We start from the raw sequence: 22,229 nt of genomic DNA, 5'->3' as shown, positions 1-22,229 counted from the left end.
AAGGATTGTTTATCGATGAGTAAAACGCTCAAAGTCGCCCTCGCGCTCGTGGGCCTGACTGTCGGCGCTGGTTTTGCCTCCGGGCAGGAAGTCATCCAATACTTCCTTGCCTTTGGCTACAAGGGCATCATCGGCGCCGCCATCGCAGGTGCCGCGATCGCAATTTTCAGTGGTTGGGTCTACCAGCTCGGTTCCTACTACATGGCCGATGACCACAGTGCCGTGTTCAAGAGTGTCTCGCGTCCGTGGATTGCTAAATACATGGACATCACCACCGTGTTCACGCTGTTCTGCATCGGCTTCGTCATGGTCGCCGGTGCTGGCGCGAACCTCGAGCAACAATTCGGCCTGCCAACTTGGGCCGGATCGACCATCATGGTTGTGCTGCTGCTCCTGTCCGGTCTTCTTGACATCGACAGGCTCACGAACGTTTTCTCCTTCATCACGCCGCTGCTGATCATCTGCCTGCTCGCCGCGTTTGTGATCACACTGACGAACATCCCGTCCGACTTCGGATACATCAACGAGATTGCACAGCAGAACCAAAGCGCATCAGGCACGTTTGGTAACTGGCTGATCACCGCGTTGAACTACGCAACCCTGGTCATGATCATGGACGTTTCCATGATGCTCGTCTTTGCTGGCTCCCACATGAACCCTGCACAGGCCGGTAAGGGTGGCCTGCTGGGCGGCATTATGTTCGCTGTCTTGCTGCTGATCCTCACGTTCATTCTGTTCTGCAACATGGCAGACGTGATGGACGCAGACATGCCGCTACTGATGGTCTTCGACAACATGCACCCGGCAGTGGGCGTGTTCGTCTCCATTGTCATCTACCTGATGATTTACAACACCGCCGTCGGCATGTTCTACGCCAGCGGTCGTCGCCTCAGCCACGACAAGCCGGGCAAGTTCCGCCCGTACTACTTCGCGGCGGTTCTCGTCGGCTACGCCCTGTCCTTCATTGGCTTCGCTGACCTGCTTGGTTGGGTTTACCCGGTTCTGGGCTACCTCGGTCTTGCCCTTGGCATTGCTATGGGTGTGGCTTGGTTCCGCGACCGCAAGAACATCCAGGAGGAGACGGGACGCCGCGAGCGTCTTGCAGAGCTTGCCGAGACCGCGCTCGATCCGGAAGGCGAGCCGCTGACCCGCGCCGAGCGCAACGAAGTCGACGAGCTCACCGGCGATTCCCACATGGGCGGCCAAGACCTGTGGCAGTCCGTCCAGGAAGAGGTTGCTGCGGATCTGCACGCGGACTCTTCCAGCGAATTCGATATCGCGGACGTGCCTGCGCTCGATCCGGAGTCTGAGTCCTACGAGGGCGCACCCGATACCCCGGGCGACGAAATCCACTGGAAGTCCTACGAGGAGATGTACAAGACTGGCGAGTTCCCGGCCGTCAAGCCTCAAAACAAGTAGCACTGCTTGACGACGACTCCCCCGCCCCGGCCATCCACCACACTGGCCGGGGCTTTCGCGTTTCGCGGTTACATCTCCCAGGGATTAACTAGCTCAACGCCCATCGACTCAAAGCCAGGGGTATTCCGTGTCGCAACGATAAGGCTATGTACTTGAGCGGTAGCAGCGATAAAAGAATCCGCAGTCGCTTTCGGGTCCGGGACGTGCATCGCAGCCGCCACAGAGGCTACGTCCTCATCAAAAGGAAGAATGCGCCCTTTGAATTGAACTTTAACTTGACCATTGAACCAGTCGCGCAACCTTTCAGCCTGCACTGGATCCGTACGTTGCTTGAGCAGAATTCCTCTTTCGATCTCAAAAACTGAGATGGAAGAGATGTATACGTTTCCCTCTGCCAGGTTGTCGGCCCAACTCGCCACTCGAGGATTCACTCGGCCGGGCGGCTTCCGCAGCTCACTAATAACGTTGGTATCGAATAAATACCTCACAGGTCGAGACTCCGCACTTTAAATTCAGCTCGCGGAGGGTCGAATTCTATATCTTCATCCTTCATTTGAACTGCTTTCACCCACCCAGTTTCTGACGATGAGAGCCGACGATAGTCGTCGATCGACAGCAGAACGTGTGACGGCTCCCCACGATCAGTAATGATCACAGGGTGATCCAGCGCGGCGCGCTTCGCGGCACTGACATCCCGATTGAATTCTCTGGCGGAAATAGCGGTCATAACACGCCTCCCTGCAGGTACGTACCTACAGGATATGAATTGTTACCATTACCTACAACCCACCAAAGAAGAACCAGCCGGCCCCGTACGTAAGTCGGGGCCGGCTGTGTGGTGTGTCGCTGAAGGTTACTCGGCGAGCTTCTTGGCGATGAGCTGGTTGACCTGGCCCGGGTCTGCCTTACCCTGGGTGGCCTTCATCACGGCACCGACGATTGCGCCGGTGACCTTCTTGTTGCCTGCGCGGTACTTCTCCACGATGTCCGGGTTGGCAGCAAGTGCTTCGTCTACAGCCTTTTCAATGGCGCCGTCGTCGCGCACAACCTCAAGACCACGCTTTGCGACGACCTCATCAACGTTGCCGTCCCCCTCAATCACACCGTCGATCGCCTGGCGGCCGAGCTTGGTGGTCAGCTTGCCCTCCTTGACCAACGCAACCACGCGTGCGACGTCGTTCGGGGTAACGCCAAGCGCGTCCAGGTCTTTGCCTGCTTCATTGGCCTTGCCCGCGATGTAGGACACCCACCAGGAACGAGCCTCGTCCGGGGTCGTGCCAGCTTCCACTGTGTCCACGATGAGATCCAGCGCACCAGCGTTGACCAGATCACGGAATTCCTTCTCCGGCAGCTGCCACTCCTCCTGGATGCGAGCGCGGCGCACCCACGGCAACTCGGGCAGGGTCGCACGGATTTCCTCAACCCACTCCGGCTTCGCGATCACCGGCGGCAGGTCCGGGTCGTTGAAGTAGCGGTAGTCGGATGCCTCTTCCTTCGGACGTCCCTTCGAGGTGGAGCCGTCTTTCTCCTGGTAGTGGCGGGTCTCCTGGACGATCTCCTCGCCGTTCTCCAACGCGGCAGCCTGGCGCTGCATCTCGAAGCGCACGGCCTGCTCGACCGACTTTAGGGAGTTGATGTTCTTGGTCTCGGTCCGGGTGCCGAACTCTTCCTGGCCGACTGGGCGCAGGGACACGTTGGCGTCGCAACGCATGCTGCCCTGGTCCATGCGAGCATCGGAGACGCCGAGCGCCTTCACCAGCTCACGCAGTGCGCCGACGTATGCCTTCGCCACCTCCGGGGCACGCTCGCCGGCGCCGATGATCGGCTTGGTCACGATCTCGATCAGGGGCACGCCTGCACGGTTGCAGTCCACGAGCGAAGCGGTCGCACCGGTAATACGACCGGACGCGGAGCCCAGGTGGGTGAGCTTTCCGGTGTCTTCCTCCATGTGCGCGCGTTCGATTTCCACACGCCACTCGGTGCCGTCCTCGAGCACGACGTCCAGGTAGCCGTCGTACGCAATCGGCTCGTCATACTGGGAGATCTGGTAGTTCTTCGGCTGGTCCGGGTAGAAGTAGTTCTTACGCGCGAAGCGGGATGACTCCGCAATCTTGCAGTTCAGCGCCAGGCCGATCTTGATTGCCCACTCCACACCCTTGGCGTTGACCACCGGCAGTGCGCCCGGCAGGCCGAGCGAAACCGGGTCAACGTTGGAGTTCGGCTCCGCACCGAAGTGGGCAGAGGCCGTGGAGAACATCTTCGTCTCAGTAGCGAGCTCGACGTGCACCTCAAGCCCCATAACCGGGTCGTACTTTTCCAGTACCTCGTCGTAATCCATCAGATCGTAGGCAGTCATGCGGGCCATTCTACTGCCCCACCCGTTGTGCTCGCGCTCCAGCTCGCCGTGGCGAAATTTACCTAAAATAAAACCTCCTTCAAGACTGAGAGGTGCGGAGGATGGACAACGAATTACTTGCACAGATGACTCGCGCCTACGAGGCTTGGATGCCCCGACAGTTGCGCGACTGGTACCCGCGAGACGAACGCCTCCGCCTCGCGCGAAAGGAAATGCGCCCGCACGCGGAGCACGTAGCTAACCGCGAGTTCGGCGTGGGATTTCGCGATCACCTCAACAGCATCGACGGGCCGACCGTAGAGGACCCGCTTGCGTGGGCGAACCGGCACGTTGAGTTCACTGATGGTCACTGGTGCGTCGCCGGCATCCGCTTTTTGGGGCTGGATCCCAAGAAGCCGTTTGTGCATGTCGTCGCTACGTCCGTATCACCGCAGTACGACGGGTTAGCACCGTATGCAGCACAGTTGCACCGCGAGTTCGCTGATTTTGCGCCGGTTGCAATCCGGTTCGAATTGCCCAACCCGCCGGAGAGCGCCGATGTGGATCAGTGGATCGTTGCTGGCCTCGTCTCCGAGCTGCGTGCTAGTCCACGCCGCCCGCTGAGCGACCAGGTGAGGCTTATCCCGGCAGCTCCAGAGGACATGGTGGAATACGCAGATGACGTGCTGGGCAACGTCGTGAAGCAAACGCCCGACGTGGCGACCTGGACCGAAGCAGCGACATTGCCGCAGTTGCAAAGTTGCGCAGAAACAGGCGCACTGTACGCAGTGGAAGTTGGAGGCCAACGCGCCGGCGTTATCGCCGCAGCGCGTGACGATGCCAACGGCATGCGGGGGTTTCAGGTCTACGAGTTTCTTCTCGACGACCACGCGCGCGGCCGCGGCCTCGCCCCCGCTGCAATGCAGCACCTGTGCGACGTTCTTCCCGCGCACCCCGGCGACACGTTGTGGGGGACGATCCATGCGGGCAATGGGCCGTCGCTGGGCAACGCGCTCGCTGTTGGCCGCGAGAAAATCGCTGCGTTTGTTTGGGTCGCACGCCGAGGCGAGCTGTAGCGCGTTGCCCTAGACCGTTACAGGCTCAGCGCTGGGTGTGGTTGACGTCCCGGAGCGCTTCGCGCGGTCGTCGCGAAGGCGCATGACCATGGCGAAAATCCCGCCCGACAGGGTGTGCCACACCGAGAAGATGACACCTGGCAGGGCGGCCAGCGGGGTCATGTACTGCACCGCCAGCGTCGCGGCAAGACCGGAGTTTTGCATCCCGACCTCCACCGCAATGGTGCGCGATGCCGACTCTGTTTGCTTCGTCCCCTTGCCGGTGAAGTAGCCAAGCGCGTAGCCGAACAGGTTGTGGATCATCACTGCTACAAGGACAAGCAGGCCAGCTTCGACAATCTTGTCCCGTGAACCCGAGACGATGATCGCGACGATGGCGGCAATGGCACCAACGGAAATCCACGGCAGCGCGGGCAGAATGGCCTCTGCGATCTTCGGCAGGAAGAACGTAATCGCCAGGCCGAGCAGGACAGGAAGCAGCACCATCTTCACCGTTGAGATCGCCATCGAACCCGCACTTACCGGTAGGTACTGCCCCGCCAGCCACAGGGTGAGCAGTGGCGTGAAAATCGGCGCGAGCAGCGTGGACACCGTGGTCATCGCAACCGACAGCGCCACATCACCGCGGGAGAGGTAGGTCACCACGTTGGAGGTCGTGCCACCCGGGGCGCAGCCGACGAGGATGACGCCTGCGGCGATCTCCGGCGGCAGTTTCAGCAGCCACGTGATCAGCACGGCGAGCACCGGCATGATGACAAACTGCGCGATCACACCGATGAGCACAGGCATTGGGCGCTTCGCGATGATCGCAAAATCAGCAACCTTCAACGTCAATCCCATGCCGAACATGACCACGCCCAGAAGCCAGGTTGTCCACCCGGTAATCGGCGCAACAACAGACGGGGTGAAGTATCCGATGCAGCCGCCGACAACGACGAGGATCGGGAAGACAACAGAGGCGATCAGGGCCGAACGATCTTCGGCGGTGGTCGCCCCACCACTCGATAGACTCATAGCGTGAGATTCTACTCTCACATTATGGACTCTCGGGGCGGTTTTGGAGATTGCGTTAGGAAACCCCAGCGTGGCTTAGGTGAACATCGCCTTTGCGGTGGCGTAGCGGCGCTCGGGCACCGTCTTGAGCTTTGCCACGGCTTCCTCGAGCGCAACAAGTTCAATGTCTTCGCCACGAAGAGCCACACAGCTGCCGAAGTTGCTGTCGTGGGCTGCACGGGTGGCGTGCACACCGTCGCAAGTAGCCAAGCACTGTGGTACGCACGTCGTAGCCCAGGCGCTTCTTCATCTCGTCGCCAAGGCCAGCGTCCATCGTGCCTTCCTTCGGCACCGCACCTTCGGCGACGACGATGATGCCGTACTTCTCCCCCATTTGGAAGCGACGCTCCATCGCTTTGCAGATCTCTGCAATATCGAACGGCTCCTCGGGGATCACGGTGTAGTGCGCACCACCTGTCGTGCTCGCGATACAGCTCGCCCCGCCTCTGCACCCACACAAATGCCGCCGTCTTCTCGCGGTCAACAGCGAGCGCATTGCCTATCGACGGCCCATTGCCCACGTGCACTGTCCCCCACAAAGTGTCGCCGGTTTGGGCCTGCAGGACGTCGCAAAGCAGCTGCTCCAGGGCCGCGGCCTCCGTCCAGGTGCACACTTCGGGCCGTTGCCTGAGGCTGAACGTGCCATCATTCGCGAGCGACAGGCCGAAGGTATTTCCAGAGCCAAAGCCCGCGGTGTCTACAAAGGTCGGGCAGGCAAAAGCTCTCCGCGACAAACAGCTAGCTCAGGCGCGCAAGTGGGTGAGTGAGGGGATAACGAAAGCCGAAGTTGCCCGACGGCTCAATGCAGGAAGAACCACCCTCCGTTAATACTTTTCTTCCAATGGAGAGACTTGGAAATTTAATGACACCCTTGGCGCGGACATTCGCACTGATCCCACCTTGTTGCCATAATGGAAAGCGGTTACACTGTAGGCAACTTGAAGGAAGGATCGCCAAAATGACTGCAGGTCGCTTCACCGACAGAGCCCAAGCCAGCCGATCAGCATCGCCTCAAAAGGTCTCCAAAAAAGAGGGGTACTGGATCTTGTTGATGTCGGGATTGACATTTCTCTTCGTGAGCATCCACCTAATCTCGCAGACCTCTTCCTCCGTATGGCTGTCCGTAGCTTACGTACTATCCCCTTTCCTCTATCTCCTGTCGACCCTTGCCGTTGCGGTGGGGATCAGAGAAACAAGGAAGGTTCAACCCTACGGATGGAAAAGGGCTTACGTGGCCGCCACTCTCCTATCGATTGCCGTTGTCGTGATCGGCGAATGGAGCTGGGCAAACACGAGCGGAGACGCGAATCCCCCGGCAGTGGCTTTTCTAATTGCTGCGCTGACGGCCATCCCGTTTGCGGGGCTTGGCGCCTGGAAAGTTAAGTCGGGTAGCTAGTGGAGATCAGTCAAGCCTTGGAGGGGATCGACCCCCTCCTTCATTCGCCCAACAGGCTGGGGGTAATGGCGTGCCTAGCGTCGGTAGATTCTGCTACATACCAGACGCTAAAAGAACACCTAGACCTCAGCTATCCTACCTTGTCAAAAAGTATTAGCGCTCTCGAAGACGCGGGAATGGTCAGCGTTGCGAAGGGATTTGTAGGAAAGAAGTCCACAACTGACCTCTCCCTGACTAGGAAAGGTCGCCAATCGTATTCCTCATATCTCGCATGCCTTGACCGTATAGTTATGGGCTTTTCCGCACACACAGAATAGTTGAGAGAAGAGACCATCTTTAACCGTGAATGGGATGGAAGTGCCCTAAAACTCAAGAGCACTACTCATCGAATCGGAAGATCCAACAATCCCCGTCCCACTAGGTTTATGCTCCTCCGCCGACATCCTCGCAATTTCTTCAACCCAAGACCGAGAGGGAAGGACAGATGTGCCGATAGCGCAACATTTCGCTCTCGCGGTAGTCAAGTCCCGTGAGCTTCCCGGTGTCGCGGGTCTCGTCGGCTCGATCGCGGTCACGGTCCTGCTGTGGGTGCTGCTGATCTGGCTTTACCGCCGTTCCCGCGCGGTCGACTTCCAGACCTCCCGGTAGCTCTCGGCGAGCGTGGCCACCGTCTCGTGCGCGTTGAGCCCGCTGGGGTTGCCCACTACCCACACCGGCACTCCCGCAAGAGTCTCAGGTTGGAGGCCGCGGGTGGCCTTTGGTCGTCGATAGGCATCGCGGTACGCCCCGATTCCAGCGAACATGACCGCCTGAGGCTGATGCTTTTCGACGACACTCCGCACCGCCTCCCCTCCCTCCACGAGCTCCGCCTTGGAAAGGTCCGACGCTTTCGGCGTCATGCGCCCCACCAGGTTGGTAAACCCGATGCCGCGCTCGGCGAGCATGGCCGCGTCTTCCTCCGATAACCCCTCATTGGCGTGGACACGGTACGGGGTGATGCCTGCAGCCTCCAACGCCGGCCAGAAGCGGTTGCCCGGGTAGGCAAACGGCGCGTCCACCTCCTCGGTGAGGCGGCCTGGGTTGATGCCGACGATGAGCAGGCGGCAGGGGTTAGGAATGCGGTTTTTCATAGCGTGCGCGTCCAGGTGCTATGTGAACATCGCCTTTGCGGTGGCGTAGCGGCGCTCCGGGACCGTCTTGAGCTTTGCTACTGCATCCTCGAGCGCGACCAGCTCGATGTCCTCGCCGTGCAGGGCCACACATTGGCCAAAGTTTCCGTCGTGTGCCGCACGGGTGGCGTGCACACCGTAGCGAGTGGCCAACACGCGGTCGTAGGCGGTCGGCGTGCCTCCGCGTTGGATGTGGCCAAGTACGGTGGTGCGCACGTCGTAGCCGAGGCGCTTCTTCACCTCGTCGCCAATGATCTGGCCCATGCCATTGAAGGTCTTGTGACCGAACTCGTCTTCTTCGCCGAGGCCGGCATCCATCGTGCCTTCCTTCGGCACCGCGCCTTCGGCGACGACGATGATGCCGTACTTCTCCCCCATCTGGAAGCGACGCTCCATCGCTTTGCAGATCTCCGCAATGTCGAACGGTTCTTCCGGGATCACGGTGTAGTGCGCACCACCCGCCATGCCGGCATGCAGGGCGATCCAGCCGACGTGGCGGCCCATGACCTCAACGATCAGGATGCGGTTGTGGGATTCTGCTGTGGTGTGCAGGCGGTCGATCGCGTCGGTGGCCACGGACACTGCGGTGTCGAACCCGAAGGTGTAGTCGGTCGCGGCAACGTCGTTGTCAATCGTCTTCGGCACGCCCACAACCGGGATGCCATTGTCGGAGAGCCACTTCGCACCCTTGAGCGTGCCCTCACCACCGATGGCGATCAGTGCGTCGATGCCAGCATCGTCCAAGTTGGCCTTAATCGTGTCGAGCCCGGCCTTGAACTTATCCGGGTGCAGTCGCCCGGTGCCTAAGATCGTGCCGCCGCGCAGAAGCAGGGAGTCCATGTAGGCATCGTCGTAAAGATCGACCCTGCGGTCCTCCATCAAACCGACCCAACCGTCGCGGTAACCGACGACGGTGGAGCCGTATTCGGTGTTCGCGGTGCGGACCACGCCGCGGATAACGGCGTTTAGTCCGGGGCAATCTCCTCCAGAGGTCAACGTGGCAAGTCGCATGCACGCCAGCCTAGCGCGCTGCGCCTGCCCCTGCCCGCGGCGCAATGCGTATCGACGACACCACGCCCACCACCATCGCCACAACCGGCAACACCAGCGCCTTCGACGCCGTCACATCGATCTCTCCGGAGGCGAGCACTGCCCCCACGAGTGCCACGCCGAGCACGCTGCCAACCTGGCGCGCGGTGTTGTACAACCCGGACGCAGCGCCGGTCTGTCCCTCGGTGATGCCGCGCATGGTGACTGCCGCGTTCGGCGCCCACACAAACGCGCCACCGATACCGAGCAGCGCCGTGACTGCGGTGAACCACCACAGGTTAGCGCCGGCGTTGATGAGCGCGATCGCCAGCACCAGCGCCACAGCGCTGAGCGTGAACCCGATCGCGCAGAGCTTGCCGGGGTTGCGCCGATCCGTCAGGTAGCCGGCCACCGGGGTAAGCACCAGCGCAAGTACCGACATCGGCGCCGTGATCAGGCCCGCTGCCGACGGCGACGCTCCAGCGACCGTCTGCAGCCAGTACATCAGCGGGATGAACATCGAGGCGACAGTGAACCCCATGGAGGCCACGCCGAGCGTGCCCAGTGAGAAGGCGCGGTCCGAAAGGAGCTCGATTGGTAGGAACCCGTCATCGGTGCCGTTGCGTGCTGACAGAACGAGCACGCCCAGCAGCAGCACACCGAACAGGATCGAGGGCCAATAGCCGAACTGGATGCCGTAGACCAACTGCCCAAGCCCGCCGAAGGACAGCACGATCGGTAATAAGGTGACCCGCTCCCCTGTCGTCGTTAATCGTGGCAGCGCAATGACACCGGCGACCAGCGCAACCGCCCCGAGCCCCGCCTGGGCGTAAAACGCCGCACGCCAACCTTGGGACTGCGCAATCGCACCACCAACGACCGGCCCGATTAGCGACGCCACCGAACCGATCACGCCCCATACGGCGAATGCGCGGCCTTGCTTGTCGTCGGCAAACACGCGCGGGATCAGCCCGAAGGCCTGCGGCAGGAACACCGCAGCGCCGAAGCCCTGGAGCGCACGCGCGACGATCAGGGAACCGAACGACCACGACGCGCCTGCCAGTGCCAGCGCCGCAACATAGACGGCCAGGCCGGTGAGGAACATGCGGCGCTGCCCGAAGGCGTCGCCAAGCCGGCCCGTAGCCGGCATCGGCGCGACCGTGCACAGCAAGTACACACTGGTCAGCCACACCGCGCCGCCGACCTCGTACGGCAGAAGCGGGGTGATCACGGGCATGAAGCCCTGGTCGATCAGGACAAGAAAATACCCCGCAGCCAGGGCTGCGAGGGTATTCCAGGGATTAACGGCCGGCTTCAAATGCGGCACCCACGCGGTAGAGGCGTGCGTCCTCGAACGCCGGGGCGATCAACTGCAGACCAACCGGAAGGTCGGTATCGGAGGCGTTGCCCGCCGGAACCGACATGCCCGGCAAACCAGCCAGGTTCAGCGGCAGCGTGAACAGGTCGAAGTTGTACATCGCCAACGGGTCGTCGACTTTTTCACCCAATTTGAAGGCGGTCGACGGCACAGACGGTGCGGCGATGACGTCGCAGCCCTCGAACGCCTTGGCAAAGTCCTGCGCGATCAGGGTGCGCACACGCTGCGCCTGCAGGTAGTAGGCGTCGTAGTAGCCCACCGACAGCGCATAGGTGCCGAGGATGATGCGGCGCTTGACCTCGCCGCCGAAGCCTTCGCCACGGGTGGCTGCCATGACTGCTTCAGCGGAGCGGGAGCCGTCGTCGCCGACGCGCAGGCCGTAACGCATGCCATCGAAACGCGCGAGGTTCGAGCTCACCTCGGACATCTGGATGATGTAGTACGCACCCATGACGTCGTCGAAGCTCGGGCAGTCGACCTCGACGATCTCTGCGCCCTGGCGCTCAAGCTGGGCGTAAGCGGCGTCGATCGCTTCCTTGACACCTTCCTGGGTGCCGGGGCGCTCGAACTGCTTGACGCGTCCGATCTTGACGCCCTTGAGGTCACCCGAAACGCCCTCACGAGCTGCGTCGGCACACGCCGGAACCTCGCGGTCCACGGAGGTAGCGTCGAACTCGTCGTGGCCAGCGATGATCTCGTGCAGCAGCGCAGTATCAAGCACATTGTTCGCGCACGGGCCAACCTGGTCGAGCGAGGACGCACAGGCGATCACGCCATAGCGCGACACGCCACCGTAGGTCGGCTTCACGCCAACGGTGCCGGTGAGCGATGCCGGCTGGCGGATCGAGCCGCCCGTGTCGGTACCGATGCCCAGCGGGGCCTCACCAGATGCAAGCGCCGCAGCGGTGCCGCCACCGGAACCACCCGGGACGCGCTCCAAATCGTGCGGGTTCTTCGTCTGCTTGTACGCGGAGTTCTCCGTGGAAGAGCCCATGGCAAACTCATCCAGGTTGGTCTTGCCCAGAATCGGGATGCCAGCGGCGCGCAGCTTCTTGACCACAGTAGCGTCGTACGGGCTCATGTAGCCCTCAAGCATCTTCGACGCAGCCGTCGTCGGCGCATCCGTGGTCACCAGCAAGTCCTTCAGTGCCAGCGGCACACCAGCAAGCGCAGACGCCGGCTTCTCACCGTTCTTTACCTGCTCGTCGACCTTGTCAGCCGCAGCCAGAGCCTCTTCGGCGCCGACGTGCAGGAAGGCCCCCAATTCGTCGTCAATCTCCGCGATGCGGTCCAAAAACGCCTGGGTAACTTCGTGCGAGGTGACCTCGCCAGCCTGAATCATCGCCGCAAGTTCGTGCGCTGGCTTTGCGACGAGCCCCTCTGCCGGAATCGTGTACTGCGTCATCGTTTAGTCTCCCTCTCCGAGAATCTGCGGCACCATAAAGCGGTCGTCCTCCACAGCCGGCGCCTGATCCAACGCCTGCTCCTGCGTCAGCACCTTCTTTTCCACATCGGCGCGCATACCGGCGTCGATGGAGTGCGGGTGGCTCATCGGGGTCACGCCCTCGGTGTCCACGCTTTGCACCTTCGACACTGCTTCCACAATCGTGTCCAGCTGCTGGGCAATCGTGTCCAGCTCCTCGTCTTTCAGCGCAATTCGCGCCAGGCGTGCGATGCGCGACACCTCGTCGCGTGAAATCTCAGCCACAGTCCCATCCCTTCGGCATAACGTGGGTTGCGATTAACGCGCCTTATCTTACGTCACGTCGCGCCACCGCTTCTTCTCCCCCAGTTGCTATAAATAAGGCCATGTCGTACCTCATCCGCGTTTCACTCCCCGATGTGCCGGGCAGCCTCGGCCAGCTCGCTGAGGCGTTCGGCATCGTGGAGGCCGACATCAACTCCGTGGACATCGTCGAGTCCTCACTCGACGGCACCGTGACCGACGACATCGTGGTCACCCTGCCCACCGGAGTCATGGTGGACACCCTGATCACCGCCGTCGCATCCGTCGACGGCGCCGAAGTGGACTCGATCCGCCCCTTCACCGGGCGCGTCGACCGCCGCGGACAGATCCAAATGCTCGCCCAGATCGCGGCACATTCGGGCAAACAGGCCGACACGCTCGAAGAGTTGGTCAACGTCATGCCGAAGGCCGTCACCTCCTCCTGGGCGGTGGTGCTGAGCAACACCGACGCCGGTTTGGAGCGCGTCGCTGCCTCCTCCGCCGCGCCCGAGGATGACGGTTCCACCCCGCAGATGCCCGCAATCGAGGGCGCGCGCATCTTGCAGCCCGATTTCGACGAATGGGTGCCAGAGTCTTGGTTCCAGTTGGACACCGCCCTGACCGTGGCACCCCTGCACGGCACCGACCTCGTGCTCGTCGTCGGCCGTGTGGGCGGTCCCGATTTCTTGGCCTCCGAGGTGCGCGAGGTCGGCGATTTGGGCTACATCATCGGCGCGATCCTGCGCTAGCGCAGACCTCAGCCGTTGCATGCTTTCTAGAATTCTGTAATTCTAGAAAGCATGCAACCGATTGAAGCACGCCTCTCTGACCTCGAAGCACGCGTCGCCGCGCTCGAACAGGCCTCATCGCCCGAGTCCACCTCACTCCCCGGTTCCGGAGCTGAGGCGGACCACGGAACAGTCACCTTCAAAGGCGACGTGGAGCTTCCGACCGGCACCTACTCCTACGAATGGATCCGCCCAACAGCGTGGATCACGGACCAACCGTGGGACGACGCAATGGACCGCATCGCCGCGCTCGCGCACCCCGTCCGCGGCGCCATCTTGCGCCACCTTTTAGCCGCACCGGCGAGCGTGACGGAGCTGGTCGAATCTGAGCTGGTTTCCTCCACCGGCACCGCGTACCACCACCTGAAGGAACTGCAGGCCGCCGGCTGGGTGCGCAAGCAGGGCGGGATGTTCGAGATTCCCCCGGCCCGCGTTATCCCGCTCATGGCGATCGTGATCGCCGGAGAGGACCACTGATGCGCGCTACCAACATTGCTGCCGGCGTAATCGCCGCCGCCATCGCCGCCGCGTTGATGCTCTCCACCGGCCCCCGCGACATTTCCGTGGCCTCTGAGCACACTGGCGATGCCGAGATCTCCTCCGCCCTCGAACACCTCGCGGAAGACGGCCACCGCAACCTCGCCGCCTTCACCTACGACGACGGCGAAGTCCGCTTCGGCGGCCTCGGCGCCGACGAGCACAATGACTTCGAAATCGGCTCGATCACCAAAACATTCAACGCGGAGCTTGTCCGCCAGTTCATCGACGCCGGCGAGCTCAGCCTGGATACTCAGGTGCAGGAGCTTATCGACGTCCCCTCCGCCCCCGTCGCCGATGTGACCATCGAGGAGCTGCTCAACCACACCTCCGGGCTCGCCCCCACCGAAAGTCTGAGCCTCGCGGACATGTTCGTGGCGAACATCCGCGACGGCGGCAATCCCTACCGGCGCGACACACCGCAGGACATACTCGACGCCGCCGGTTCCGCCGAGCTGAACAACCGCGGCGAGGAACAATACTCAAACTACGGCCACGCGCTGCTCGGCCAGCTGCTGGCCATACACGCCGGCGTGCCCTACGACGAACTGCTGTGCACCCGAATCTTCGAGCCCGCTGGCATGACGTCGACCTACGTGGCGCTACCTGGCACCGTCGACGAAGCACCGACAGGCCTGGCCGCCAACGGGCACCCCGCCGGCCCGTGGGACATGGACGGCTGGGCCCCGGCTGGCGCGATCCGCTCCACTGCTGCCGACATGGCCAAATACGTGGAATGGGTGTCCTCGCACGGTGTGCCCGACTATGGCTGGGCAAGCCTCGACGGAGGCGGTGAAGAAATCACGTTCCACAACGGCGGCACCGGCGGTTTCCGCACCATGCTGGTCTGGGACCCGGAACGCGCCGACCACAGTCGCGCCGCGTTCGTCGCGGGCGACACCGAAGCCTGGGTAGACGCGCTCGGCATCGACCTGATGGAGGAAACCCGATGATCGCACTCGTCATGATTCTGCTGCTCCTTGCGTCCTCGACCTTCGGCGCCGTGCGGAATGCCAAGGGCCCCATCTACGCCCTCGTCAACGCGGTCATCACCGCAGTGGTGATGTGGTTGCTCTCATTCGGCGTGAACTGGAACGGCCAGTTCCCCATCTGGCTGTGGTGGGCCCTCGCCGTCTGGGCGGCAGCGCTGGTCGGCCTCAGCGCCGCGCGCCTTACGCAAGCGCGTCGGGGCCGCCCTCGAGCAGCTGCACAAACTGCGCCTCGGTGAGGATCGGCCGGCCCAGCTCTTCGGCTTTCGCTGCCTTGGAGCCGGCGTTTTCACCGACGACCACATAGTCGGTTTTCTTCGACACCGAACCCGCCGCCTTGCCTCCGCGGGACAGGATGGCTTCCTTAATTTCATCTCGGGTGAAGCCCTCCAGCGTGCCGGTGGCGACGATGGTCAGCCCCTCCAGCGTCTGCGGGGCGCGGTCCTGATCGTCCGACTCCATAGTCACGCCGGCTGCGGCCCAGCTGTCCACGATGTTTTGGTGCCAGTCCACGGTGAACCACTCTTTGAAGCTCTCGGCGATCACGTCGCCCACGCCGTCGGTTTCGGCGAGGTCGGCCACGGGGGCGTCGATAAGCGATTGCATCGAGTGGAAGCGCGACGCGAGCGCGCGAGCCGCGGTGGGGCCGACATGGCGGATGGATAGCGCCACGATCACGCGCCACAGGTCGGCGTGCCGCGCGGTTTCCAGGTTGGCCAGGAGCTTCTTGCCGGAGGCGTTGACCTCGCCGTCCTTGCGGGTGTACACGCTGGACTTTTTCAGGTCCTCCTCGGTGAGGTCGAACAGCTTCGCTTCGTCCTCCAGCACCCCGGAGGCAATGAGGTCGACCGCGCCCTTCTCGCCGAGTGCCTCGATATCGAATACGCCGCGTGATGCGATGTACTCCAGGCGGGTGGCGAGCTGTGCGGGGCACGAGCGGGTATTCGGGCAGCGCCAGTCCGCGTCGCCCTCCTTCGCGGGAGCAAGTTTCGTGCCGCACGAGGGGCAGTTCTCGGGGTAGACGAATTCGCGCTCGGTGCCGTCGCGAAGATCTGCAACGGGGCCCAGCACCTCGGGGATAATCTCGCCGGCCTTGCGCACCACCACGGTGTCGCCGATCATCACGCCCTTGCGCTTGACTTCATGCTGGTTGTGCAGGGTTGCCATAGACACCGTCGAGCCTGAGACGAACACCGGCTCCAGCACCGCATACGGCGTCGCGCGGCCCGTGCGGCCGACAGAGACCTCAATGTCGAGCAGTTTCGTGGTTACTTCCTGCGGCGGATACTTGTACGCGATCGCCCAACGCGGCGCGCGCGACGTCGCGCCAAGCCCGCGCTGTTCAGCGACGGAATCCACCTTGACCACAAGCCCGTCCATCTCGTGGATCGCATCATTGCGGTGCTCACCCCAGTACTTCACGGCCTTGAGCACATCGTCCGCAGTCTCAGCCCGGCGCGTGTACTCAGAGACCGGCAGGCCCCACTCGGCGAGTTTCTCGTACGCCTCGTGCTGGGTCGCCGGATTGAAGCCTTCGCGCGCGCCGATGCCGTGGCAGATCATACGCAGTTTGCGCTTCTTCACGTCCTCCGGATTCTTCTGGCGCAGGCCGCCGGCTGCCGTGTTGCGGGGGTTGGCGAATGGTTTGCCGCCTTCCTTTTGGCGCAACTCATTGAGTTCCGGGAAGTCCTCAGGGCGGATGAATACCTCGCCGCGGACCTCGAGGAACGCGGGTGCGTCGCCAGTGAGTTTGTGCGGGATGTCCTCGATGACGCGCGCGTTGGCGGTGATGTCCTCGCCGGTGGTGCCATCGCCACGCGTAGCTGCGCGGGTCAGTTCCCCGTTTTCGTAGATCAGGTCGATGGACAGCCCGTCGATCTTCAACTCCGTCAGGTACGGCCCCGGGGTCTTGTCCAGCCACTCGCGCATCTCATCTTCGGAGAACACGTTGTCCAGGCTCATCATGCGCTCGGGGTGTGTCACGTCCGCGAACGCGGAATCGGCCGTCGGCGCACCGACCTGCTTGGTCGGCGAATCCGGCACCGCCAACTCCGGGTGTTCCTCCTCCATCTTCTGGAGGCGGCGGAACATCTCGTCGAACTCGGCGTCGGTAATCACCGGCTGGCCGTTGTAGTACAGGTCGCGGTGCTTGCGGACCTCTGCGGCTAGTTCGTCCCATTCACGGTGCAGATCAGCGGAAATTTCACTCACGAGGAGCCAGTGTAGGTGTTAGAACAATCATCCTGTCGCTTGCAGCAGGCCTCCCAAGTTCACCAGGCTGTATTCCGCAAGGCACTCGATCTGCTACTACAATGCGCTAGAAGAAGGGAGGCACACCATGACAGCAACACACGCGCAATGCTTTGAAGCATCCGGGGCATCGATCCGCGCTGCACGTGCCTCGATGGCACTTGAGAGCCGTGCCGTTCCTGAGACCTACGAACCGTCCGAGCTTGAACAGCAAATCCTCTCACGGCTTTTCGAGGAACGCGGATGGGGTTAGACCCCGGCTACGGCGAAACCCCGCTCGACGGAGATGAGATGAGTGCGCTCGAACCGGCGCTGCTCGAACATTTTGACCGTATCCCTGACAAGCTCACAATTCATAGCCTCGAACAGCAGACCCTTGCAGTTACTCGTGCGAGGGTTCTCGAGGACATCGACAATTCGGAACTTCATCTCGACGAGATACTGACAACATCGTTCCTTGTCGAGCTTCACCGGTGGTTATTCGACGGCATCTGGACCTGGTCTGGAGCGTTCCGTCGCACTGGGCTCAATATCGGTGTGGATCCGCAATTCATTTCCACTGAGTTACATGCTTCCTTTGGCAATCTTGGTTATCAAGCAGAGGCTTCGTTACTCACCGCCAGACAGTTGGGTATTGCTACCCACGCTGAGCTAGTTCGTATCCATCCGTTCACCGACGGTAACGGCCGAGTCACCCGTCTCATGGCTGATCTCGTATTTGCTGCGTCACAGGGTCTTCCCCATACTTATGAATACGACTGGGACCTGGATAAGAGCGTGTACATCGACCTGTTGCGCACTTATGACCTCAATCGAGATCCAACTCCGCTCTCCAGCTTTATCGGAGTCCGCAAGCTCGGTTAACGACTTTGGATCACTCGTGTCGGCGCGCTCGTTACAATGACCGGCATGGCCACATTCGATGCCTCCCGCATGCTCTCCTTCGACCTGGAGACCACCTCCGCTAACCCGCGCGAGGCTCGCGTGGTCACGTCTGCGCTAGTGCGTATCGACGACGGCGTGGTCGACGCCAACGAAACCCTCGCCGACCCCGGGATTGAAATCCCCGAAGAAGCCGCCAAGGTGCACGGCATTACGACGGAGAAAGCGCGTGCGGAGGGTCGCGACCACGACGAGGTGGTGCGCGAGACGGTCGAGGCAATCAAGAAGGGCTGGGAAGACGGCCTGACACTCGTGGTGTTCAACGCCCCCTACGACCTGACGGTGCTGCGCAACCTCACCGGTGATTTCACCGTCACCGGCCCTGTGTTCGACCCGCTGGTGGTCGACCGGGCGAAGGACCGCTACCGCAAGGGCCCACGGAACCTGACTGCGATGTGTGAGCACTACGGGGTGCGCATCGACAACGCCCACGAGGCGACCGCCGACGCGTTCGCCGCCGCACGTGTGGCGTGGATGCAGGTGCGCAAGGCCTACCCAGACCTGGCCGAGATGGAGTCCGGCGACCTCATGGAGTGGCAGGCCGTGGAGTACTTCCGCATGCAGACCGACCGCAAGAAGTACTTTGAGGCCAACGGGCGCGACGCCTCCGGCGTGCTCACCGCCTGGCCGATGCAGGGTTAGGGCGCTACTGCTGGCTTGCGAGTTCTTCGTGCATTTCGCGGGCGGCAGCGTAATTCCGCGCGCACGCAAGCAGCGTGTCTGCCGGCTCGGCGTACACATCGATCTGGGTCTGTGCCGGGTCGATCTGTAACTCGTCGAACACACGGTAGAGCTCGCGTGGCTGCATGGTCGGGATCGCAATGCGAGCACCCGTATCCAGCAATCGTGCCAGCGCGTCGCGGTTGCAGGTGCGGGGGTCGATGGTCTGCCACGGGGTGTCGTCGATAAGCATGGGCGTGTGCAACAGGTGCTCGCCGAAGCGGTGCAGGGTCTCCTGTGGCTCCGGGATCGCCGCGATGGTTTCGTAGTCGGTCGCGCCTTTGAGCGTGCCGGCCATGACGTCGCCGAGGCGCGGCTCGTCGAGTTGGAGCACCGTGGCGCCGAAGCGCGTTTTGATGTCGCGCACGTGGTCCGCGCTCGCCTGCAGGAGCGCGTCGGTGATATCGCGTAGCGCGCCGGGGTCGGTGATCATGCGGTGGCCGTTGGGCATCTCCACCTCAGCGGCAAGCGTGAACGGGCCGGCGAGCTGGACTTTGACGGCGTCCGTCTTGCCGTGCCAGAGCGCTTCGAGGTGGTCGAGGTCGCGGGCCATGCGGTCGGCGTCGGCACGCTTTCTGGCAGCCACGCGCCAGCCGCGCGGGCCTGGAGCGATCGGGATCTCGAGCAGCGCGGCGGTGCGGCCGACGAGGTCGAAGCCGGCGCCGCGATCTGGCAGTTGCGGGATGTGTGGCAGCGGCGACTCGGAAAGCACCACGTCCGCGGCTTGCGCGAGGTCGGTGCCGGGCAGGGGCCCGAGGCCGAACGCGGTGGTAGGAAGTGTTGTCACGGCGCTGATGTTACGCGGTAGCGCCTAGGCACTGCTCAACGCATAGCCTGACACGTCCCTGCTGCGCTACTTCTTTTGTCGCCCGATCGCGCCTTCGTCTGCTCCCACGCCCCGCCAACCGCTTTCTAGACCTGCCGGCCTTTTGCATAATGGCACAAAAGGGCAGGTGGATCCTGTCGGAGATAGACCACGCCTCCCGGCTCAAACCGCGACCATTCCAGTTTTGGAGTAAGCGTCCGACATTTTATCGCGCTCGATTAAGTATTCGGTCTGAGTGCAGTCTTGACCAACGTAGTGGAACTCGAGGGTGTGTGCCCTCAATGGCGTTCTATCTTTCGTCCGGAGTCTTGCCCTCGGCACTGGTCTCAAGGCCACTGTTGAGGTATAGAAACGCTGTGGAATGCCCCCGTGGAACGTTCGGCGACTTCCCAAACCCTTGAAGTAGATAACCTCCGAGGAGGGCGAGACGTCTATTGTCGGCAGTTGGACAAACGCGTTGTTCTACTCGGAGCCCCACGTAAAAAGAATGGTGTCTTCCCTGCTAAAGAAGATGGACTGCAGCTCCAGGGTAGAGCTCATAGCGCTCTCATTCTGAACGGCCTATGCAGTTGGCGGGCCCACGCCGCTTAGTGCTCGAGTGGGCCCACCAACCTTTCATAGTGCGAGTGCTTTGCACCCCACCTTGATTCAATCCTGGCACTCAGCGCTAGGACCATCCCCGAGAAAAGTTATACACAATTCGACGGGCTGCCTGCCACCCGGATTTTGTCAGAGCTACACCTGCGATAAGCCCAGCGATGCCTCCAAAGAATACAGAAGGGAACCAAGGCATATCAGTGTAAAAACGAAATATGCCAAGTGCCACTAAAAATCCGCAAATCGTTACCAATGAGCGCATGTTTTACCACCCTATGTAGGTTGAAAAGACGCCACCTGCACTGGCAATGCAGCTGATCGCAAGTCCTGGTCCAATTTTCTTAGCGAGGAACTTTACCAAGCCCCAGTAGGAAACCCTCTTCTCTGGAATTTCCATGATTGTATCGTAACCGATTACGCCACCAGCACAACCGGCAATGGTTGCGGCAGCTGCGCTAAGAACTCCCTTATCGTTTTGGTCCTCTGCCGCCATAGTCTGGACTGGTACTGTATTCAGCTCGGCATCCATCTTCTTTGCTGAAGACAAGACTGTTTTCCGACCATTGGAGTCAATGGCTACCGCGTCACCATTAGCGTTGAACCCGTACTCAACTGTTCCCGCAGGCAAGACAATGACGGTGGCGCAGATGCGCGACTATATTGACACCCACATCGACTTCTACCTCCACAGACGATTGAAGTCGACACTCGGCGACGGCTACACCACCATCGCCGAACACCGACAAGCACTGAGTGCAGAACAACGAGACAAAGTCCCCCACATGCACTCCAACAGCTTGTCCGCATCTCCTTTTCGGCTATAAACGAGGTGCGACTAACGAGGTTTGCAGGACCCGGTGGGCCAGAACTCTACCCAGTGGCGCAAATCGTGCCGGAGCCAAGCACGATGTCGCCCAGTCCGTCCGGGTCCGGCAGGTACAGCACCGCCGCCTGGCCGCGGGCGACGCCCTCGAGAGGCTCGTGGAGGGCAAGCGTCATCTGGTCGCCCTCGATACGCGCAGTGCACGGCACAACGCCACCGTGGGCGCGGATCTGCACGTTCGCCTCAAACTCGCCTGCGTCGGACATCGCCGGGTGCAGCACCTTTAAGCGGTCGGCGGTGATCTCCGTGACACGCAGCGCGTCGCGCGGGCCGACGGTCACGGTTCCGGTGGCCGTGTCCACATCGGTGACGTAGCGCGGCTTGCCGTCAGCGGCAGGCACGCGGAGGTTCAACCCCTTGCGCTGGCCGATCGTGTACTGAAACGCGCCGTCGTGCTCGGCGAGCTCGTTGCCCTCGGTGTCCCGGATCATGCCGGGGCGCATGCCGATTGAGCGGCCCAAAAACGCCTGGGTGTTGCCGTCGGGGATGAAGCAAATGTCGTAAGAATCCGGCTTGGACGCGGTGGCAAACCCGTGGCGGGCGGCCTCCTCACGGATCTGGGGCTTCTCCGTATCGCCGACCGGGAAGATGCAGCGGTCCAACTCGTCGCGAGTAAGCACGCCGAGCACGTACGACTGGTCTTTGTTCGGGTCGGTGGAACGGCGCAGGTTGCCGGCGTCGTCGATAATTGCGTAATGCCCTGTTGCAATCGCATCGAAACCGAGCGTCACCGCGCGGTCCAGCAGGGCTGCGAACTTGATCTTCTCGTTGCAGCGCAGGCACGGATTCGGGGTTTCGCCGTGCTCATACGACCACACGAAGTTGTCGATGACCTCTTCTTTGAACCGGTCGGAGAAATCCCACACGTAAAACGGGATGCCCAACTTGTCGCACACGCGGCGCGCGTCGGCGGAATCCTCGAGCGAACAACACCCGCGGGCGGATTCGCGCGTTTGCTGCGCGTCTTTGCTCAATGCAAGGTGCACGCCGACAACATCGTGGCCGGCCTCCACAAGACGCGCCGCCGCGACTGAAGAGTCGACTCCCCCGCTCATCGCCGCTAATACTCGCATGTCGGCGCAGTGTAGTCCCGTGCCCACGAAAGGTGAAACGTCC

The 22,229-nt window shown here is 61.9% G+C and carries 25 protein-coding genes and 1 pseudogene; 12 read left to right on the top strand and 14 right to left on the bottom strand.

Translation table 11 applies throughout. From position 1 onward, the window contains the following. The first annotated feature begins 15 nt into the window (after positions 1-15). The gene (locus tag HMPREF2736_RS07985; RefSeq protein WP_070422981.1) at positions 16-1,419 is read left to right on the top strand and encodes a YkvI family membrane protein; all 1,404 of its coding nucleotides are present in this window, start codon (positions 16-18) and stop codon (positions 1,417-1,419) included. 68 nt (positions 1,420-1,487) lie between these two features. Here the strand turns inward: HMPREF2736_RS07985 and HMPREF2736_RS07980 are convergent, their stop codons facing one another. The 3 genes from HMPREF2736_RS07980 to gatB all read right to left on the bottom strand — a co-directional run bounded on the left by HMPREF2736_RS07980 (position 1,488) and on the right by gatB (position 3,775). Next, positions 1,488-1,907 carry a type II toxin-antitoxin system VapC family toxin gene (locus HMPREF2736_RS07980; protein WP_070422982.1) on the bottom strand — a complete coding sequence of 140 codons (420 nt, stop codon included), beginning with the start codon at positions 1,905-1,907 and terminating at the stop codon, positions 1,488-1,490. Continuing rightward, on the bottom strand, positions 1,904-2,146 hold the full coding sequence (locus HMPREF2736_RS07975) for a type II toxin-antitoxin system Phd/YefM family antitoxin (RefSeq protein ID WP_070422983.1): 243 nt from the start codon (positions 2,144-2,146) through the stop codon (positions 1,904-1,906). Before HMPREF2736_RS07975 ends, HMPREF2736_RS07980 begins: the two co-directional genes overlap by 4 nt. Before the next feature lie 126 nt (positions 2,147-2,272). Continuing rightward, a complete protein-coding gene (gene gatB, locus HMPREF2736_RS07970; protein WP_070569418.1) occupies positions 2,273-3,775 on the bottom strand; it encodes an Asp-tRNA(Asn)/Glu-tRNA(Gln) amidotransferase subunit GatB in 1,503 nt (500 codons plus the stop codon). A 101-nt stretch (positions 3,776-3,876) separates the two neighbouring features. On the opposite strand from gatB, the gene HMPREF2736_RS07965 reads away from it, so the two are divergent. Continuing rightward, a complete protein-coding gene (locus tag HMPREF2736_RS07965) occupies positions 3,877-4,830 on the top strand; it encodes a GNAT family N-acetyltransferase (RefSeq protein WP_070829350.1) in 954 nt (317 codons plus the stop codon). Between the two features lie 9 nt (positions 4,831-4,839). Here HMPREF2736_RS07965 and HMPREF2736_RS07960 read toward each other — a convergent pair whose 3' ends face one another. Then, complete coding sequence (locus HMPREF2736_RS07960) at positions 4,840-5,844, bottom strand: bile acid:sodium symporter family protein (RefSeq protein WP_070829349.1); 1,005 nt, start codon at positions 5,842-5,844, stop codon at positions 4,840-4,842. Positions 5,845-5,919: 75 nt separating this feature from the next. Next, positions 5,920-6,310 (bottom strand): annotated as a pseudogene (locus HMPREF2736_RS07955) (6-phosphofructokinase); the annotation flags it as partial. A gap of 531 nt (positions 6,311-6,841) precedes the next feature. Here HMPREF2736_RS07955 and HMPREF2736_RS07950 point away from each other — a divergent pair. Together HMPREF2736_RS07950 and HMPREF2736_RS11990 are read left to right on the top strand one after the other, a co-directional pair. Further along, positions 6,842-7,279: a hypothetical protein gene (locus tag HMPREF2736_RS07950; RefSeq protein ID WP_070452306.1), complete on the top strand. Its 438-nt coding sequence runs from the start codon at positions 6,842-6,844 to the stop codon at positions 7,277-7,279. Next, positions 7,279-7,596 (top strand): transcriptional regulator, encoded by a 318-nt coding sequence (locus HMPREF2736_RS11990; protein WP_070771757.1) that lies wholly within the window; start codon positions 7,279-7,281, stop codon positions 7,594-7,596. The genes HMPREF2736_RS07950 and HMPREF2736_RS11990 overlap by 1 nt, the downstream gene beginning before the upstream one ends. A gap of 288 nt (positions 7,597-7,884) precedes the next feature. On the opposite strand, the gene HMPREF2736_RS07945 is transcribed toward HMPREF2736_RS11990, so the two are convergent. Genes HMPREF2736_RS07945 through gatC form a run of 5 tightly spaced genes read right to left on the bottom strand, consistent with a single transcriptional unit; the run spans position 7,885 to position 12,563 of the window. Continuing rightward, a complete protein-coding gene (locus tag HMPREF2736_RS07945) occupies positions 7,885-8,409 on the bottom strand; it encodes a mismatch-specific DNA-glycosylase (protein WP_070829348.1) in 525 nt (174 codons plus the stop codon). Between the two features lie 18 nt (positions 8,410-8,427). Continuing rightward, complete coding sequence (locus HMPREF2736_RS07940; protein WP_070829347.1) at positions 8,428-9,459, bottom strand: ATP-dependent 6-phosphofructokinase; 1,032 nt, start codon at positions 9,457-9,459, stop codon at positions 8,428-8,430. A gap of 10 nt (positions 9,460-9,469) precedes the next feature. Next, the gene (locus HMPREF2736_RS07935; protein ID WP_083323028.1) at positions 9,470-10,795 is read right to left on the bottom strand and encodes an MFS transporter; all 1,326 of its coding nucleotides are present in this window, start codon (positions 10,793-10,795) and stop codon (positions 9,470-9,472) included. Next, positions 10,779-12,260, bottom strand: coding sequence for an Asp-tRNA(Asn)/Glu-tRNA(Gln) amidotransferase subunit GatA (gene gatA, locus HMPREF2736_RS07930; protein WP_070829345.1), 1,482 nt, complete (start codon positions 12,258-12,260; stop codon positions 10,779-10,781). Before gatA ends, HMPREF2736_RS07935 begins: the two co-directional genes overlap by 17 nt. A gap of 3 nt (positions 12,261-12,263) precedes the next feature. Then, positions 12,264-12,563 (bottom strand): Asp-tRNA(Asn)/Glu-tRNA(Gln) amidotransferase subunit GatC, encoded by a 300-nt coding sequence (gene gatC, locus HMPREF2736_RS07925; RefSeq protein ID WP_070422994.1) that lies wholly within the window; start codon positions 12,561-12,563, stop codon positions 12,264-12,266. 101 nt (positions 12,564-12,664) lie between these two features. On the opposite strand from gatC, the gene HMPREF2736_RS07920 reads away from it, so the two are divergent. Genes HMPREF2736_RS07920 through HMPREF2736_RS07905 form a run of 4 tightly spaced genes read left to right on the top strand, consistent with a single transcriptional unit; the run spans position 12,665 to position 15,134 of the window. Then, the gene (locus tag HMPREF2736_RS07920) at positions 12,665-13,330 is read left to right on the top strand and encodes an ACT domain-containing protein (RefSeq protein ID WP_070452292.1); all 666 of its coding nucleotides are present in this window, start codon (positions 12,665-12,667) and stop codon (positions 13,328-13,330) included. A gap of 51 nt (positions 13,331-13,381) precedes the next feature. Further along, complete coding sequence (locus HMPREF2736_RS07915) at positions 13,382-13,846, top strand: ArsR/SmtB family transcription factor (RefSeq protein ID WP_070820873.1); 465 nt, start codon at positions 13,382-13,384, stop codon at positions 13,844-13,846. After that, entirely contained in the window at positions 13,846-14,859 is a 1,014-nt protein-coding gene (locus HMPREF2736_RS07910) for a serine hydrolase domain-containing protein (RefSeq protein WP_070829344.1), read from the top strand. Before HMPREF2736_RS07915 ends, HMPREF2736_RS07910 begins: the two co-directional genes overlap by 1 nt. Further along, complete coding sequence (locus HMPREF2736_RS07905; RefSeq protein ID WP_070829343.1) at positions 14,856-15,134, top strand: hypothetical protein; 279 nt, start codon at positions 14,856-14,858, stop codon at positions 15,132-15,134. The genes HMPREF2736_RS07910 and HMPREF2736_RS07905 overlap by 4 nt, the downstream gene beginning before the upstream one ends. Here HMPREF2736_RS07905 and ligA read toward each other — a convergent pair. Continuing rightward, positions 15,079-17,106, bottom strand: a complete 2,028-nt coding sequence (ligA, locus tag HMPREF2736_RS07900; RefSeq protein ID WP_070829342.1) for an NAD-dependent DNA ligase LigA — start codon at positions 17,104-17,106, stop codon at positions 15,079-15,081. The two genes, HMPREF2736_RS07905 and ligA, sit on opposite strands and share 56 nt — an antisense overlap. 127 nt (positions 17,107-17,233) lie before the next feature. Here ligA and HMPREF2736_RS12410 point away from each other — a divergent pair, with 127 nt between their 5' ends. The 3 genes from HMPREF2736_RS12410 to HMPREF2736_RS07890 are packed head-to-tail and all read left to right on the top strand — an operon-like array spanning position 17,234 to position 18,729. After that, a complete protein-coding gene (locus tag HMPREF2736_RS12410) occupies positions 17,234-17,398 on the top strand; it encodes a hypothetical protein (protein ID WP_167594517.1) in 165 nt (54 codons plus the stop codon). Next, positions 17,389-18,009 carry a Fic family protein gene (locus tag HMPREF2736_RS07895; protein WP_070422997.1) on the top strand — a complete coding sequence of 207 codons (621 nt, stop codon included), beginning with the start codon at positions 17,389-17,391 and terminating at the stop codon, positions 18,007-18,009. Before HMPREF2736_RS12410 ends, HMPREF2736_RS07895 begins: the two co-directional genes overlap by 10 nt. 45 nt (positions 18,010-18,054) lie before the next feature. After that, positions 18,055-18,729 carry a 3'-5' exonuclease gene (locus HMPREF2736_RS07890; protein WP_070423028.1) on the top strand — a complete coding sequence of 225 codons (675 nt, stop codon included), beginning with the start codon at positions 18,055-18,057 and terminating at the stop codon, positions 18,727-18,729. 4 nt (positions 18,730-18,733) lie between these two features. On the opposite strand, the gene HMPREF2736_RS07885 is transcribed toward HMPREF2736_RS07890, so the two are convergent. Beyond that, the gene (locus HMPREF2736_RS07885; RefSeq protein WP_070829341.1) at positions 18,734-19,594 is read right to left on the bottom strand and encodes a uroporphyrinogen decarboxylase/cobalamine-independent methonine synthase family protein; all 861 of its coding nucleotides are present in this window, start codon (positions 19,592-19,594) and stop codon (positions 18,734-18,736) included. A 901-nt stretch (positions 19,595-20,495) separates the two neighbouring features. Beyond that, positions 20,496-20,777 (bottom strand): hypothetical protein, encoded by a 282-nt coding sequence (locus HMPREF2736_RS07880; protein WP_141740861.1) that lies wholly within the window; start codon positions 20,775-20,777, stop codon positions 20,496-20,498. A 25-nt stretch (positions 20,778-20,802) separates the two neighbouring features. On the opposite strand from HMPREF2736_RS07880, the gene HMPREF2736_RS12230 reads away from it, so the two are divergent. Beyond that, positions 20,803-21,054, top strand: a complete 252-nt coding sequence (locus HMPREF2736_RS12230; RefSeq protein ID WP_141740862.1) for a hypothetical protein — start codon at positions 20,803-20,805, stop codon at positions 21,052-21,054. Positions 21,055-21,100: 46 nt separating this feature from the next. Here HMPREF2736_RS12230 and mnmA read toward each other — a convergent pair whose 3' ends face one another. Then, positions 21,101-22,186 (bottom strand): tRNA 2-thiouridine(34) synthase MnmA, encoded by a 1,086-nt coding sequence (mnmA, locus tag HMPREF2736_RS07875; RefSeq protein WP_070423029.1) that lies wholly within the window; start codon positions 22,184-22,186, stop codon positions 21,101-21,103. Positions 22,187-22,229: the final 43 nt, after the last annotated feature.

It is taken from the genome of Corynebacterium sp. HMSC036E10, assembly GCF_001836265.1.
In the GTDB taxonomy this organism is placed as follows: domain Bacteria; phylum Actinomycetota; class Actinomycetes; order Mycobacteriales; family Mycobacteriaceae; genus Corynebacterium; species Corynebacterium coyleae.
The sequence above is the reverse complement of the archived record's forward strand: the minus strand, read 5'-3'. Positions and strand labels throughout refer to the sequence as shown.

Bases quoted from the DNA above. Each gene is read 5' to 3' on its own strand.
- HMPREF2736_RS07965 (WP_070829350.1), top strand. From the start codon at position 3,877: ATGGACAACGAATTACTTGCACAGATGACTCGCGCCTACGAGGCTTGG.
- HMPREF2736_RS07975 (WP_070422983.1), bottom strand. From the start codon at position 2,146: ATGACCGCTATTTCCGCCAGAGAATTCAATCGGGATGTCAGTGCCGCG.
- HMPREF2736_RS12410 (WP_167594517.1), top strand. From the start codon at position 17,234: ATGACAGCAACACACGCGCAATGCTTTGAAGCATCCGGGGCATCGATC.
- HMPREF2736_RS07895 (WP_070422997.1), top strand. From the start codon at position 17,389: ATGGGGTTAGACCCCGGCTACGGCGAAACCCCGCTCGACGGAGATGAG.
- HMPREF2736_RS07890 (WP_070423028.1), top strand. From the start codon at position 18,055: ATGGCCACATTCGATGCCTCCCGCATGCTCTCCTTCGACCTGGAGACC.
- HMPREF2736_RS07915 (WP_070820873.1), top strand. From the start codon at position 13,382: ATGCAACCGATTGAAGCACGCCTCTCTGACCTCGAAGCACGCGTCGCC.
- gatA (WP_070829345.1), bottom strand. From the start codon at position 12,260: ATGACGCAGTACACGATTCCGGCAGAGGGGCTCGTCGCAAAGCCAGCG.
- HMPREF2736_RS07910 (WP_070829344.1), top strand. From the start codon at position 13,846: ATGCGCGCTACCAACATTGCTGCCGGCGTAATCGCCGCCGCCATCGCC.
- gatB (WP_070569418.1), bottom strand. From the start codon at position 3,775: ATGACTGCCTACGATCTGATGGATTACGACGAGGTACTGGAAAAGTAC.
- HMPREF2736_RS07945 (WP_070829348.1), bottom strand. From the start codon at position 8,409: ATGAAAAACCGCATTCCTAACCCCTGCCGCCTGCTCATCGTCGGCATC.
- HMPREF2736_RS07960 (WP_070829349.1), bottom strand. From the start codon at position 5,844: ATGAGTCTATCGAGTGGTGGGGCGACCACCGCCGAAGATCGTTCGGCC.
- HMPREF2736_RS12230 (WP_141740862.1), top strand. From the start codon at position 20,803: ATGGCTACCGCGTCACCATTAGCGTTGAACCCGTACTCAACTGTTCCC.
- HMPREF2736_RS07940 (WP_070829347.1), bottom strand. From the start codon at position 9,459: ATGCGACTTGCCACGTTGACCTCTGGAGGAGATTGCCCCGGACTAAAC.
- HMPREF2736_RS07920 (WP_070452292.1), top strand. From the start codon at position 12,665: ATGTCGTACCTCATCCGCGTTTCACTCCCCGATGTGCCGGGCAGCCTC.
- mnmA (WP_070423029.1), bottom strand. From the start codon at position 22,186: ATGCGAGTATTAGCGGCGATGAGCGGGGGAGTCGACTCTTCAGTCGCG.
- HMPREF2736_RS07905 (WP_070829343.1), top strand. From the start codon at position 14,856: ATGATCGCACTCGTCATGATTCTGCTGCTCCTTGCGTCCTCGACCTTC.
- HMPREF2736_RS07985 (WP_070422981.1), top strand. From the start codon at position 16: ATGAGTAAAACGCTCAAAGTCGCCCTCGCGCTCGTGGGCCTGACTGTC.
- HMPREF2736_RS07950 (WP_070452306.1), top strand. From the start codon at position 6,842: ATGACTGCAGGTCGCTTCACCGACAGAGCCCAAGCCAGCCGATCAGCA.